General features: G+C 36.3%; 13 protein-coding genes. 8 read left to right on the forward strand and 5 right to left on the reverse strand.

The genetic code is table 11. From position 1 onward, the window contains the following. Positions 1–59: 59 nt before the first annotated feature. The 4 genes from jag to rpmH form a co-directional block, all read right to left on the reverse strand. Entirely contained in the window at positions 60–674 is a 615-nt protein-coding gene (gene jag, locus ACI6MV_RS21095) for an RNA-binding cell elongation regulator Jag/EloR (RefSeq protein ID WP_407272306.1), read from the reverse strand. Beyond that, the gene (gene spoIIIJ, locus ACI6MV_RS21100; RefSeq protein WP_407272307.1) at positions 674–1,453 is read right to left on the reverse strand and encodes a YidC family membrane integrase SpoIIIJ; all 780 of its coding nucleotides are present in this window, start codon (positions 1,451–1,453) and stop codon (positions 674–676) included. The genes jag and spoIIIJ overlap by 1 nt, the downstream gene beginning before the upstream one ends. 143 nt (positions 1,454–1,596) lie before the next feature. Continuing rightward, entirely contained in the window at positions 1,597–1,941 is a 345-nt protein-coding gene (rnpA, locus tag ACI6MV_RS21105; protein ID WP_407272308.1) for a ribonuclease P protein component, read from the reverse strand. 156 nt (positions 1,942–2,097) lie between these two features. After that, positions 2,098–2,232 carry a 50S ribosomal protein L34 gene (gene rpmH / locus ACI6MV_RS21110; protein ID WP_407272309.1) on the reverse strand — a complete coding sequence of 45 codons (135 nt, stop codon included), beginning with the start codon at positions 2,230–2,232 and terminating at the stop codon, positions 2,098–2,100. A gap of 710 nt (positions 2,233–2,942) precedes the next feature. Here rpmH and dnaA point away from each other — a divergent pair. From dnaA to gyrA, 7 genes are all read left to right on the forward strand, one after another. Further along, positions 2,943–4,295 carry a chromosomal replication initiator protein DnaA gene (gene dnaA / locus ACI6MV_RS21115; protein WP_407272310.1) on the forward strand — a complete coding sequence of 451 codons (1,353 nt, stop codon included), beginning with the start codon at positions 2,943–2,945 and terminating at the stop codon, positions 4,293–4,295. 183 nt (positions 4,296–4,478) lie between these two features. Further along, positions 4,479–5,621, forward strand: a complete 1,143-nt coding sequence (dnaN, locus tag ACI6MV_RS21120) for a DNA polymerase III subunit beta (RefSeq protein ID WP_407272311.1) — start codon at positions 4,479–4,481, stop codon at positions 5,619–5,621. Positions 5,622–5,795: 174 nt separating this feature from the next. Beyond that, complete coding sequence (gene yaaA, locus ACI6MV_RS21125) at positions 5,796–6,017, forward strand: S4 domain-containing protein YaaA (RefSeq protein ID WP_407272312.1); 222 nt, start codon at positions 5,796–5,798, stop codon at positions 6,015–6,017. Between the two features lie 100 nt (positions 6,018–6,117). Next, positions 6,118–7,230, forward strand: a complete 1,113-nt coding sequence (gene recF / locus ACI6MV_RS21130; RefSeq protein WP_407272313.1) for a DNA replication/repair protein RecF — start codon at positions 6,118–6,120, stop codon at positions 7,228–7,230. Between the two features lie 15 nt (positions 7,231–7,245). Beyond that, the gene (remB, locus tag ACI6MV_RS21135) at positions 7,246–7,530 is read left to right on the forward strand and encodes an extracellular matrix regulator RemB (protein WP_407272314.1); all 285 of its coding nucleotides are present in this window, start codon (positions 7,246–7,248) and stop codon (positions 7,528–7,530) included. 49 nt (positions 7,531–7,579) lie between these two features. Beyond that, positions 7,580–9,499, forward strand: coding sequence for a DNA topoisomerase (ATP-hydrolyzing) subunit B (gyrB, locus tag ACI6MV_RS21140; protein WP_407272335.1), 1,920 nt, complete (start codon positions 7,580–7,582; stop codon positions 9,497–9,499). A gap of 111 nt (positions 9,500–9,610) precedes the next feature. After that, positions 9,611–12,112: a DNA gyrase subunit A gene (gene gyrA, locus ACI6MV_RS21145; RefSeq protein WP_407272315.1), complete on the forward strand. Its 2,502-nt coding sequence runs from the start codon at positions 9,611–9,613 to the stop codon at positions 12,110–12,112. A gap of 31 nt (positions 12,113–12,143) precedes the next feature. Here the strand turns inward: gyrA and ACI6MV_RS21150 are convergent, their stop codons facing one another. Beyond that, positions 12,144–13,130 (reverse strand): YaaC family protein, encoded by a 987-nt coding sequence (locus tag ACI6MV_RS21150; protein ID WP_407272316.1) that lies wholly within the window; start codon positions 13,128–13,130, stop codon positions 12,144–12,146. Positions 13,131–13,644: 514 nt separating this feature from the next. Here ACI6MV_RS21150 and guaB point away from each other — a divergent pair. After that, a complete protein-coding gene (gene guaB / locus ACI6MV_RS21155; protein WP_407272317.1) occupies positions 13,645–15,111 on the forward strand; it encodes an IMP dehydrogenase in 1,467 nt (488 codons plus the stop codon). Positions 15,112–15,162 lie beyond the last annotated feature (51 nt).

The following is a 15,162-nucleotide window of genomic DNA, read 5'->3' on the forward strand; positions in this document are numbered from 1 at the left end:
AGACATCAAAAAAACCTCACTAATAAGTGAGGCGAGTTATTAAGTAACCTATTTTATTTTTACGGCTTTATTACGACGTGTCGATTTGGTTCTTCACCAGCTGAAAGTGTTGAAATCATTTTTACATTTTGTAAAGCTGCATGAATAATTTTCCGTTCGAAAGATGGCATCGGTTCAAGTTTTACCTCTCGTTTTGTACTTATAGCTTTTTCAGCTAAACGATTAGCGAGATTAACTAATGTATCTTTTCTACGTTCTCTGTATCCTTCTGCATCCAATACAACTGTATAAAATTGATCTGTATTTCGATTTACTACTAAATGTAAGAGATATTGTAGTGCATTTAGCGTTTGACCTCTTTTACCAATTAATAGAGCAATTTCAGAACCGGATAAATTAAAGTATACTTGTCGATCTTCCATTTCTATATCCACATTTACATCCAAATCCATGTTTTCAATTACATCTTTTAAATACTTTTTGGCAAGGTCAATATAGTTCTTTTTAAGGGTTGCTTTAACGATCGCAGGCTTTGATCCAAAAATACCTAAGATCCCTTTTTTACCTTCATCTATAATTTCGATGCTTATCTGGTCCTTCGAGGTGTTTAACTTCTGCAATGCTGATTGGACCGCTTCTTCAACTGTTTGCCCAGTAGCAGTCACTTGTTTCACTATTTGCTTCCTCCCGTATCAACATTCTTCATCATTGGTCTACGAATAAACAGTGTTTGTAGAACCATAAAGATGTTACCTACAACCCAATATAAAGCAAGTGCAGATGGGAAAAAGATTGCGACAACACCGATCATGATCGGCATCATGTACAGCATCATTTGCATTTGGGCTGCCATCGGATTATCACTTTTTGGCGTTCCGGACATCATTAACTTTTGTTGTAAGAAAGTTGCTCCTGCAGCAACAATTGGTAAAATGAAGAATGGATCTGGTTCACCTAATTGGAACCATAAAAAGCTATGTTGTTTTATTTCGAACGTACGCATAATTGCGTGGTAGAATGCGATCAAGATTGGCATTTGTACAATTAAAGGTAAACAACCGGCTAATGGATTCACACCATTTTTCTGAAATAGCTCCATTGTTTCCTGTTGCAATTTCTGTTGTGTCTTCGCATCTTTTGAACTGTATTTCTTTCTAACTTCTTGTAGCTGCGGCTGAATATCTTGCATTGCTTTTGAACTTTTTAATTGTTTTATATTCAATGGTAATAAAACTAATCGAATTAAAATAGTAACTAGAACAATCGAGAGCCCGTAGCTTTCATTAAATAAATTAGCTGCTTCTGTTAATAACCATGACAATGGATAAACAAAATAATGGCTCCAAATACCCGTGGTCTCACTTGTAATTTCTTGGTTTACATCCGTACACCCAGAAAGCAGGGCTAGTCCCCCAATTAAGACTATTAAAAGTAGGCCTTTGTTACGCAACATACTTCCTCCTTACTATTTGCTTAAGAATATGTATCCTATAAAATTTTATCATTATTTTTGAAAAAGTATCTATATATAAAGAACAACATCTAAATTAATCAATTTCGTAAAACGCTGCTTATTCGGACATTAGGATACAAGATTTATTCCTTGGATAACAACTTTGTTTTCGTAAGTAAATGCACAAGACTATTTTTCACTTCATGAAAGTTCATATCTTTAGCCGGCATTCTGGCAATAACGACTAAATCATAGTGCCCAATAATTCTATCTTCTACCTCATAAAATGCTTGTCTAAGATAACGCTTTACTTGATTCCGTACAACTGCATTTCCTATTTTCTTACTCACGGATAATCCAATTCGAAAATGTTGTTGTTCCTTCTTCTCTTTATAATATAGAACCAGCTGTCGGTTAGCAAAAGATTTCCCGTATTTAAATACAACTTGAAACTCTTTATTTTTTTTAATGCGATACACTTTTTTCATTTGTTATCACTCCAACAAGCATGGTTCTATAGTTTATTCATAAGGATTACCACAAGAATGGCATTAAAAACATGGAGCGTATTTATTAAATACATTTACACTTCTAGATCAGTTACCTTTTTAAGAAAAAAAAGACCACTGACTGCTTTCAGTGGTCTATGCAGATAATACTTTTCTTCCCTTACTACGTCTACGAGCAAGAACCTTACGGCCATTTTTTGTACTCATACGTGTGCGGAATCCATGAACTTTTTTACGTTTACGGTTATTTGGTTGAAATGTACGTTTCATCTATTATTACACCTCCCTGAGGAATAGAAAAATTCAATCTATCAAGACAGTCCAATATATTATACGTAACCATAGATATTTTTGTCAACTTAATTTCCTAGTCCAGCTACAATTCAAATTTTTCCACTTTAGTCAATTTCAGAACACTAACTCGTAACCATTCACATGCAATAAAAGTTGGATCACCTTGTCCACAAAGAATAAATGGATGCGAATAGCTGTGTTAGGAAAATATATAAGTGACTCACCTATATTAATTATCCACATGATATGTGCACAATCACTTTATCCACATTCGACTCTATTCAACAGTTATTGACAATTTAATAACAAAATATAGTATTGTGGATACATTTTTTCAACAAGTTGTAGTAAATGTGGATAACTGTCGATAAATCATTGCGTTACCTGCATTTATTTGATATTATATTTGTGTTTTAACATTGGATAAAGTGTTATGGAGTTATCTCTTATCCACAAACTGTGGATAAGATGTGGACATCTATTCACATACATGTTTATATAGTTATACACAACATTGTGGAAATAATGAATTTACGTATGAAACCTTCGTAGCAATAACTTTTTTTATCCACAACCTAATTATGTTTGCGATGCCTTTCGATCTTTCTGCACATGAAGTAATTACGGAAGATGGCGAGAGGTTTTTTATTTCCATAATCCTACTATGGAGAGGGGGAAACGATTCGATGGAAAATATTCAAGAACTTTGGTCAAGTACGCTACAATCGATCCAAGAAAAAATCAGCAAGCCTAGTTATGAAACATGGCTTAAAAATACTACGGCTGTTTCATTAGAAGAAGATACTTTAATCATTTCTGCTCCAAATGAATTTGCTAGAGATTGGCTTGAAAGCCGTTATACTGATCTAATCTCTGATTCATTGTTTGAAGTAACCGGTGCAAAGTTAAGAACAAAGTTTATTATCCCTGAAACAGAAAGTGACATTACAAATGATAAACCGGCAATCAAAAAAATACCTGATGTAAAACAAGATGCAAATGAGGATTCACCGAAAACAATGCTTAATTCTAAATACACATTTGATACATTTGTTATTGGTTCTGGTAACCGGTTTGCCCATGCAGCATCACTTGCAGTTGCGGAGGCCCCAGCAAAAGCATACAATCCTTTATTCATTTATGGTGGAGTTGGACTGGGAAAAACACACTTAATGCACGCAATCGGACACTATGTATTAGATCATAATCCATCCGCAAAGGTTGTGTATTTGTCATCTGAGAAATTCACCAATGAATTTATAAATTCTATTCGTGATAACAAAGCTGTTAACTTCCGAAATAAATATCGTAATGTTGATGTCTTACTTATAGATGATATTCAGTTTTTAGCAGGAAAAGAACAAACACAGGAAGAATTTTTCCACACTTTTAATACGTTACATGAAGAAAGCAAGCAAATAATAATATCTAGCGATCGACCGCCAAAAGAAATACCAACATTAGAAGATCGTCTTCGCTCACGTTTTGAATGGGGATTAATTACAGACATTACACCACCTGATTTAGAAACACGAATCGCCATTTTAAGAAAAAAAGCAAAAGCAGAACGATTAGACATTCCTAATGAGGTCATGCTTTATATTGCCAATCAAATTGATACAAATATTCGTGAACTAGAAGGCGCACTCATACGGGTAGTTGCCTATTCATCGTTAATTAATAAGGATGTCGATGCATCTTTAGCAGCTGAAGCTTTAAAAGATATCATCCCATCTAGAAAGCCTAGAGTTATTACAATTGAAGCGATTCAAGAAGTAATAGGCGGGAAATATAATATTAAAATGGAAGAATTTGTTGCTAAAAAGCGTACGAAATCAATCGCTTTTCCAAGACAAATTGCGATGTACCTTTCACGTGAGCTTACCGATTTTTCTTTGCCGAAAATAGGAGAAGAATTTGGAGGAAGAGACCATACAACAGTCATCCATGCGCATGAGAAAATCACGAAAATGATCAGCAATGATCAACAACTGGAACGAGAAATTGAGGATATAAAAGAACGTTTAAAATCTTTATAAATATCCACATGTGAATAACGTGAATAACTTTACTTAGTTACTAACATTCTATCCACAGTTGATTTTACAGTGTTAACTTAGTAAATATACACATATCCACATATTCACAGGCCCTATTACTATTACTACTATCTTTTTATTAATAAAAATAATAAATATAACTTCCACTAGGAGGATTATTTGATGAAATTTATTATCCAACGGGATCGACTGATGGACAGCGTCCAAGATGTTATGAAAGCCATCTCTTCCCGAACAACAATCCCCATCTTGACGGGAATTAAACTTCAAGCAACGGAAGAAGGAATTAAGTTAACTGGTAGTGATTCTGATATCTCAATTGAATCATTCATTCCAAAAGAAGAAGACGGGATCGTCTATGTAGAACAGATTGAACCTGGCAGCATCGTATTACAAGCCAAATATTTTCCGGATATTATTAGAAAAGTACCGGAGAAAATAGTTGAACTACAATCTGATGACCATTATAACGTGACAATTCGATCAGGAAATGCAGAATTCCACTTAAACGGACAAGATGCGGATGAATATCCACAACTTCCTCAACTACAAGCAACGGAAAGCTTTGAGCTACCTATTGATTTGTTAAAAGATTTGATTAAACAAACAGTATTTGCTGTATCGACTGTGGAAACTCGACCAATTTTAACAGGCGTCCATATGAAAATAGCAGAAAGTGAACTGCATTTTGTAGCAACAGACAGTCACCGTCTTGCATCTAGACAAGTACCATTAACCAACCAATTAGATGCATTGCTAGGAACAAGCGTCGTCGTACCAGGGAAAAGCTTAATTGAACTGAACAAAATCTTAGAGGATACACAAGAGACAATAGAAATTAGTGTGACGGAAAACCAAATTTTATTCCGTACAAAGCATTTATATTTCTTATCTCGATTGCTCGATGGCAATTATCCAGAAACATCACGCCTAATTCCAGAACAAAGTAAAACGATTTTATATATTGGATCTAAAGATTTATTGCATGCCATTGATCGTGCATCTTTGCTTGCAAAAGAAAATAGAAATAATGTTGTTCGGTTGCAAACACTGCCTAACAATCAATTAGAAATTAACAGCAATACACCGGAAATTGGAAAAGTTGTAGAGGGAGTCTCAGCAAAATCAATTGATGGAGAAGACCTTAAGATTTCTTTTAGTGCTAAATATATGATGGATGCTTTAAGAGTAATTGAAAGTGATGAAGTAAAGATTGAGTTTACTGGTGCAATGCGTCCTTTCATCATTCGTCCTAAAGACAACGATCATATATTGCAATTAATTTTGCCTGTTCGAACGTATTAAATAATAAATTTAAGGATACTATCACCATTTTTGGTAATAGTATCCTTTTTAGTGAATTTTCACTTTAGGATTGGTCTCATAAGCAAGTTAATATTGCCTTATATTAACGTTTCCTTTTCTTATTAATTAAAGTTTAGTAAAATAGATAGAAGGCATAAGAAAAAAGGTGATTACATGAATGAAAAAATTCTTATCCATACCGACTATATCCCATTAGGTCAGTTTTTAAAACTAGCTAATGTTATTGATTCAGGTGGAATGGTAAAAATATTTTTGGCAGAGTATCCTGTTTACGTAAATGGAGAGTTAGAAAATCGAAGAGGGAGGAAGCTTTACCCTGGTGATAATATTGAGATTGATGAAGTGGGTACTTTTCAAGTGACCAAACGTGATTAACATCCTTCCTATTCACACAAATAACCTAATCGTTCTTTTTTCAATGTTAATTTATCCCAATCATCATTAATTATAGAACGAGAATAGAAAGGGAATTCTGATGCATATTCATCAATTAACATTGAAAAATTACCGTAACTACGATGATCTAAAGCTCAAATTTGATGATAAAATAAACGTAATCATTGGAGAAAATGCACAAGGCAAAACAAATTTAATGGAATCAATCAATGTGTTAGCGTTTACTAAATCGCATCGAACTCCTAGAGATAAAGAACTTATCCAATGGGATAAAGAGTATGCTAAAATAGAAGGTAGTATTTCTAAGCGGAAGCGAAATTTCCCCTTGGAAATTGTTATTTCAGCAAAAGGCAAAAAAGCAAAGTTAAATCATCTAGAACAACGGCGTCTTAGTGATTACATCGGTGCATTGAATGTAGTGATGTTTGCTCCAGAAGATTTAAATCTTGTCAAAGGGAGCCCACAAGTAAGACGGCGTTTTATTGATATGGAGATTGGTCAAATTCAACCAGTCTACATTTATCATTTAGGACAATTCCAAAAAATATTAAAACAACGCAATCATTTTTTAAAAAGCAACCAAAGAAATAAATCCTATGATCAAGTTATGCTGCAAATCTTGACTGAGCAACTGATTGAACATGCAGCAATCATTATAGAAAAACGATTTATTTTCCTGGATTTGTTGCGAAAATGGGCAGCACCTATCCACCATAATATAAGCAGACAGATGGAAAAATTAGAAATAACGTATAATGCTTCCATAAATGTATCAGAACAGGATAATAGGGAAAAAATAGCTAATATCTATATGGAAAAATTTAATGAATTGGAAAACAGAGAGGTAGAGCGGGGGACAACATTATTCGGTCCACATCGGGACGATTTAATTTTTCATGTGAATGGAAAGGATGTACAGACCTATGGATCACAAGGCCAGCAACGGACGACAGCATTATCCTTGAAGCTTGCAGAAATTGAACTGATTCACAGCGAAGTGGGAGAATATCCAATCTTATTGTTAGATGATGTGTTAAGTGAGCTGGACGATTATAGACAATCACTTTTATTACATACGATTCAAGGCAAGGTGCAAACATTTGTATCTACAACGAGTGTCGATGGAATACAGCATGATACATTAAAAAAAGCTGAGTTATTCCGAGTAGAGAATGGAAAAATCGTCGGTTAAGAAAGTGGGGAATATATGTTTATCCATATAGGAAATGACAATGTTATTCGTTCGGACGATGTTATTGCTATTATTGATAATCAATTAGTGAACTCATCAACGATTAATGAACAAATGCTTACAAATCAAAGAAAAGCAAAAAATGTATTTGAATCCACCGAACTAGATGCAAAATCCGTAGTCTTTACAAAGGATTTTATTTATTTTAGTCCTTTGTCCGTGCTAACGTTAAAAAAACGTGCTGGTATACTAGCGACGTTAAGTAAGCTTGATGATTATACAGAAGCAATTGATGAATAAATTATTTTTGAATTGAAATATGTCTGAATTGTAGGTGATTAAGATGGCAATGGAAGAAAATAAACCAAATGAACAAATTTATGATGAAAGCCAAATACAAGTTCTTGAAGGATTAGAGGCTGTTCGTAAACGTCCTGGTATGTACATAGGCTCTACAAGCGAGAGAGGACTACACCATCTTGTCTGGGAGATTGTTGATAATAGTATCGATGAAGCACTGGCTGGTTATTGTGATCATATTCAAGTAACGATCGAAGAAGATAATAGTATCTCAGTTATCGATAATGGCCGTGGGATTCCAGTTGGTACACATGAGAAAACAGGGAGACCAGCAGTAGAGGTTATTATGACAGTGCTGCACGCTGGAGGTAAATTTGGCGGCGGTGGATACAAGGTATCTGGTGGCTTGCACGGTGTTGGTGCATCCGTTGTTAATGCGTTATCGAGTCAATTAGAAGTATTTGTACATCGTGATGGAAATATTTATTATCAAAAATTTGAACGTGGTATTCCTTCAGCAGATTTAACAATAATAGGCGAGACCGAAATAACTGGTACGCGTACAAAATTTAAACCTGATACAGAAATTTTTACCGAAACGATAACTTACAATTATGACACTCTTGCAAATCGAATAAGAGAGTTAGCCTTTTTAAACAAAGGATTGTCGATCTCGATTGAAGATAAAAGACATCAAAAAGAACCGCAAACCTTTTATTATGAAGGTGGAATTCGATCTTATGTAGAGCACTTAAACAGTACACGAGAAGTTTTGCATGAACCATTTTATGCAGAAAAAGAAGAAGATCAAATTACTGTAGAAGTAGCCCTTCAATATAATGATGGATTTGCTAGTAATATATACTCTTATGCAAATAATATTCATACATTCGAGGGTGGAACCCATGAATCAGGTTTTAAAACAGGGTTAACACGTGTAATTAATGACTATGCAAGACGAAATAATTTATTCAAAGAGAATGATCCGAATTTAACCGGTGATGATGTGCGCGAAGGTCTAACAGCAATCATATCGATTAAACACCCTGATCCTCAATTTGAAGGACAGACGAAAACAAAACTAGGTAATAGTGAGGCAAGGACAATTACCGATTCCGCATTTAGTGAATTATTTTCCAAATTCTTATTTGAGAATCCTACGATCGCAAAGACAGTAGTTGAAAAAGGTTTAATGGCATCAAGAGCCCGAGTAGCCGCAAAGAAAGCACGAGAGTTAACGAGAAGAAAAGGTGCGTTAGAGATTTCGAATTTACCTGGTAAGCTAGCGGATTGTTCTTCAAGAGATGCGAAGATTAGTGAACTGTATATCGTAGAGGGTGACTCTGCCGGAGGGTCTGCAAAACAAGGGAGAGATCGACATTTCCAAGCGATTCTTCCATTACGAGGTAAAATTTTAAATGTAGAAAAAGCAAGAATTGATAAAATTTTATCCAATAATGAAATCCGTATGATTATTACAGCTCTCGGAACAGGGATTGGCGAAGATTTTGATATTTCAAAAGCCCGGTACCATAAAATCGTGATTATGACAGATGCCGATGTTGATGGTGCTCATATTCGAACTCTATTATTAACCTTCTTATATCGCTATATGCGTCCTTTGATCGATTATGGTTATATTTATATTGCGCAGCCCCCATTGTTTAAAGTTCAACAAGGGAAAGCTATTCATTACGCGTATGATGATAAGGAATTAGAAAGAATCTTAGGAGAATTACCGAAAGCACCTAAACCGGGATTACAGCGCTATAAAGGTCTAGGGGAAATGAACGCTGTCCAATTATGGGAAACAACGATGGATCCAGACAACAGAACTTTGCTACAAGTGAGTTTAGAAGATGCAATGGATGCCGATTTAGTGTTTGATATGTTAATGGGCGATAAAGTAGAACCGAGGCGTAATTTTATTCAAGATAATGCGCAATATGTTCAGAACCTTGACGTATAACAATTTCGTAGTTATAGAACAAAATGAGTAGAAACAGCGATTGAAAAAGGGAAGTAACGGAATACAATGTAAACGAATCTCTTTTCTGACGGTGATAGGAGTGGTCATGATATGGTGGATAATCAACGTCCACAAGTTCAAGAAATTAATATAGGTAAAGAAATGCGGACATCATTTTTATCCTATGCGATGAGTGTTATTGTTTCAAGAGCACTTCCTGATGTTCGGGATGGTTTAAAGCCAGTTCATCGTAGAATACTTTATGCGATGAATGACTTAGGTATGCATTCGGATAAAGCATATAAAAAATCCGCACGTATTGTTGGGGATGTAATTGGTAAATACCACCCACATGGTGACTCTGCTGTTTATGAAGCAATGGTCCGAATGGCACAGGATTTTAGTTACCGTTACATGCTAGTAGACGGACACGGTAACTTCGGTTCTGTCGATGGTGACCCGGCAGCAGCAATGCGTTATACAGAAGCAAGAATGTCAAAGATATCGATGGAGCTTTTGCGGGATATTAATAAAGATACAATCGACTACCAGGATAACTATGACGGTTCAGAACGCGAGCCTGTTGTGTTACCAGCTAGATTTCCTAACCTTTTAGTTAATGGTGCGTCTGGTATTGCGGTAGGTATGGCGACGAATATCCCTCCCCATCATCTTGGAGAAGTAATTGATTCGATATTAGCAGTAAGTAAACAGCCTGATATTACGATTGAAGAATTGATGGACAATTACATTTACGGACCTGATTTTCCTACTGCTGGCCAAATTCTTGGCAGAAGTGGTATTCGTAAGGCGTTCGAAACTGGGAAAGGTTCCGTAACAGTTCGTGCGAGAGCAAACATCGAAGAGAATGCAAATGGCAAATCTACGATTATTGTGACAGAGCTTCCTTACCAAGTAAATAAAGCTAAGCTAGTTGAAAAAATTGCAGAACTAGCTCGTGATAAGAAATTAGAAGGTATTACCGATTTAAGAGATGAGTCAGATCGTAACGGGATGCGTGTTGTTATTGAGTTACGCCGAGATGTAAATGCCAATGTTGTGTTAAACAATTTATACAAACAAACATCTTTGCAAACAACCTTTGGTATAAATACGCTAGCACTTGTTAATGGACAACCTCAAGTTCTTAATCTAAAAGAATGTTTGCGATATTATTTAGATCACCAAATAGTCGTAATTAAAAGACGAACTGCCTTTGAATTAAGGAAAGCAGAAGCACGCGCTCATATTTTAGAAGGTTTACGGATTGCTTTAGATCATCTTGATGAAGTGATTGCTTTGATTAGACAGTCGCAAACAGCTGATATTGCACGACAAGGATTAATCGAACGCTTTGAATTATCAGAAAAACAAGCACAAGCCATATTAGATATGCGTTTGCAGCGTTTAACTGGCTTGGAACGTGAGAAGATCGAAGAAGAATATGCGGAGCTCCTTAAATTGATTGCCGAATTAAAAGCAATTTTAGCGGATGAAGAAAAGGTATTAGAAATCATTCGTGAGGAACTTATGGAAATAAAAGAAAGATTTAACGATGAAAGACGTACAGAGATCGTGGTTGGTGGTATTGACTTCTTTGAAGATGAAGACTTAATACCAGAAGAAAATCTTATTATTACGTTAACACATCGTGGCTATATTAAACGATTGCCATCATCTACATATCGTGTGCAAAGACGTGGGGGACGTGGTATTCAAGGTATGGGTACCAATGATGATGATTTCGTTGAACATCTCGTTTCATCTTCCACACATGATACGATTCTATTTTTCAGTAATAAAGGGAAGGTCTACAAAGCAAAAGGCTATGAGGTTCCTGAATTTAGCCGAACAGCAAAAGGCATTCCTATTATTAACTTGTTAGAAATTGAGAAAGATGAATGGATCAATGCGATCATTCCAGTAAGTGAATTTGTCGATGATTGGTTCTTATTCTTCACGACGAGACAAGGTGTTTCGAAACGAACAAATTTATCTCAATTTGCCAATATTCGTAAAGGCGGGTTAATTGCCGTAAATTTACGAGAAGAAGATGAATTAATTTCTGTTAAATTGACCGATGGTAACAAGCACATTATGATAGGTACACAAAATGGTTACTTAATTCGATTCCCAGAGGATCAAATCCGTTCTATGGGTCGTACAGCAGCAGGCGTAAAAGGAATATCTTTACGAGGCGATGACCAGGTGATATCGATGGAAATCATAGAAGATGGTCTGCAAGTGTTGAATGTGACAACAAACGGATTTGGAAAGCGGACTCCTGCAGCAGATTATCGCATTACGAATCGTGGAGGAAAAGGAATCTTCACGAGTAATTTAACAGATAAAACTGGTAAGAACGTAGCTGTTAAGGCGGTTACTGGAGAAGAAGATGTTATGATTATCACCGCTTCTGGTGTATTAATTCGTATGCCTGTAGAAGGAATATCTGTAACAGGCCGTAATACACAAGGGGTTAAATTGATTAGCCTGAAAGACGACGAATATGTTGCCTCTGTTGCACGTATTGAAACAGAGGATGAAGTCGAAGAAGAATTAGAAGACGATCTGGCAGATGTGGAACAAGTAGAAACAGATGATCAAGAATAAATAAACATGGTACAAGGGACAGCGATTTAGGTTAAGTAACCAAATCGTTTGTCCCTTTTGCTTTTTCATACATAAAATAGCCGAGTAATCGAGGAATTTTGTCATTCGTGATCGCTAAGAACTTTTGTATAAAAGGATAATCCTCATTCGGCATCGTGTGTAATAAATCTCCCCACCATTCTGTCTCATATCTCGAGATCATACTCAAATTATATAATAATAAGTAGTGATTCATAATTTCATTGTTAGTCGAAATATAATGTTTTTGTTTAGGAAAATAAAAGCTTGATTCATCTAAATGGAAAACACAAGGACCGTTACAACAAGGAGATAATGGCAAAGCCAATTCAACCGCAATAGACTGTGCTTGTTTTTCTGCTTTACAAACATTCGGTAAATAATGCTGCAATTTATTAATGAAGTAGTTTTCTGTAGCATGATGTTCATCTAATAATTGCTCAGGAAAATATAAGCTTTTATCATGAAGGTTCCCTACTTTTAGTACCATGTCTTTCTCCCGGTGTAAACGGAATAATTTATTCATCTCGGGAATGGTAGCGAGGAGCCGATTCATGTCAACTTTGTCATAGTCTAGTTGCTTAATGTGAAATAAATGGTTTGCGAAGTAAGGGTATAACCCTTTTTGTTGGACCTTTACCTCATCTTGCAAAAAGGAATATTGCTGTTTTTTTCTTTTTCTGGTCGACACGCCATGGGCAAGCATTGTTGTATTCTCCGGATAGTCTGGGCGGACTGTCATTAAACATGCTTTAATTAAATGAACCATACCATAAAAAGATAAAATTGGCTGCGTTGTTGTCGCTGCCTGATTAGCAGTTGCATAGAACGTTTGACCGTGTTCAAGGTAATAGAGGAAACGATAGCTATTCTGATAAGATTTTGCCTCTGCATCAGCTAATCCTAACTTATGATAACAATTAGCCAAGTACTTTTGTGCAGTGCTCGCCGATTTTAAATATGTAAGAAAAGTATCAACTTCAGTTTTTAAATCATTCATCGAATCCCCCCTTGTAAACGCTTGATTTTTTATTAGGTAAGAAAGTTTAAAAATTTGAAGATGTCTAGCTCCAGCGCTAAAGCCAAGCGAGACTTCCCTCACCTCATGACACGATAAGTCAACATCGACTCCAGATTTGTTGAAGGTCGACTAAGAGCGGACTTGCCGTCCAACGTCGACATACGCCTTATGCAGGGGCATGTTTCCTTTATCTCCTCGAAAATATAGAACGATTTTCTTCGTGCGAGGTAAAGCTTCGAAGCCTACTCTGGTCCTGCGGTTCAGTCCAGTCCGTACGTCGCTAACCGGCGCTCTGCGCTTTTGTTCTATAATTATCTGATATTTCTGTCAAAACTGAAAAAGGTTGAAAAAGCGTTACGCTTATCGTATTGTAAATAACAATAAGCAATTATATGTGCCTAGTTTTTATTGTAACCAACCAAGTCAATTTCATAAAAATTTGTTAGTAATTGATTAAACTAATCATTTATCATAAATTTAAGGAGGATCAACCATGAGGGCGGACAAATTTGCAAAAGAAGGGCTAACCTTTGACGATGTGCTTCTCGTTCCAGCTAAATCTAATGTTTTACCGAGAGACGTTTCTGTTAAAACTTCATTATCTTCAAAAGTAAACTTAAATATACCTCTAATAAGTGCAGGTATGGATACTGTAACAGAAGCAGAAATGGCAATAGCTATGGCACGCCAAGGTGGTATCGGTGTGATCCATAAAAATATGTCGATTGAAGAGCAGGCAGAGCACGTGGATCGCGTCAAACGTTCAGAAAGTGGCGTTATTACGAATCCATTTTCACTTTCACCGACAAACCAAGTGTTTGATGCGGAACATTTGATGGGAAAATTTCGTATTTCGGGTGTCCCGATTGTTAACAATGAAGAGGAGCAAGTATTGGTTGGTATTTTGACAAACCGTGACTTGCGCTTTATTGATGATTACTCGATTCAAATTGCAGAAGTAATGACAAGTGAAAATCTTGTCACAGCTCCAGTTGGTACAACCTTAGAAGAAGCAAGTAAAATCTTACAAAAACATAAAATTGAAAAATTACCACTTGTAGACGATCAAGGTGTTTTAAAAGGATTAATTACGATTAAGGATATAGAAAAGGTTATTGAATTCCCTAACTCGGCCAAGGATCGACAAGGACGTCTATTAGTCGGTGCAGCTGTTGGTGTCACTGGTGATGCAATGACTCGCATCGACAAGCTAGTGGGTGCCGGAGTCGATGTATTGGTTATTGATACTGCTCACGGTCATTCACAAGGTGTCGTTGACCAAGTACGTCGCGTTAGAGATAAATATCCTGAAATTGATATTATCGCTGGAAACGTAGCTACAGCGGAGGCTACGAAAGAATTGATTGATGCAGGTGCAAATATTATTAAAGTTGGTATTGGACCAGGGTCAATTTGTACAACACGTGTAGTTGCAGGGGTTGGTGTTCCGCAAATTACTGCTGTTAATGATTGTGCTGAAGAGGCACATAAATATGGTGTTCCTGTTATTGCAGATGGTGGCATAAAGTATTCTGGTGATGTTGTAAAAGCATTAGCAGCAGGTGCACATGCCGTTATGCTAGGAAGCATCTTTGCAGGTGTCTCAGAAAGCCCAGGAGAAACGGAAATATTCCAAGGCCGAAGATATAAAGTGTATCGCGGTATGGGTTCTGTTTCAGCGATGAAATCAGGCTCAAAAGATCGTTATTTCCAAGAAACAGAAGAAGCTAAAAAACTAGTTCCTGAAGGTATTGAAGGAAGAGTTGCCTATAAAGGTCCTTTATCAGACACTGTTCACCAATTAGTTGGTGGATTAAGATCTGGAATGGGATATTGTGGTGCGGCAAATTTAACAGGATTAAGAGAAGATGCCCAGTTTATTCGTATGACTGGCGCAGGGCTTCGTGAAAGCCACCCACACGATGTTCAGATTACAAAAGAGGCACCAAACTATTCATAAATGTAATGAATAAGTAAAGGACTGAATCCTTTCAGACGATTCAGTCCTTTA

The organism is Radiobacillus sp. PE A8.2 (genome assembly GCF_045635475.1).
GTDB lineage: Bacteria > Bacillota > Bacilli > Bacillales > Amphibacillaceae > JBJGXI01.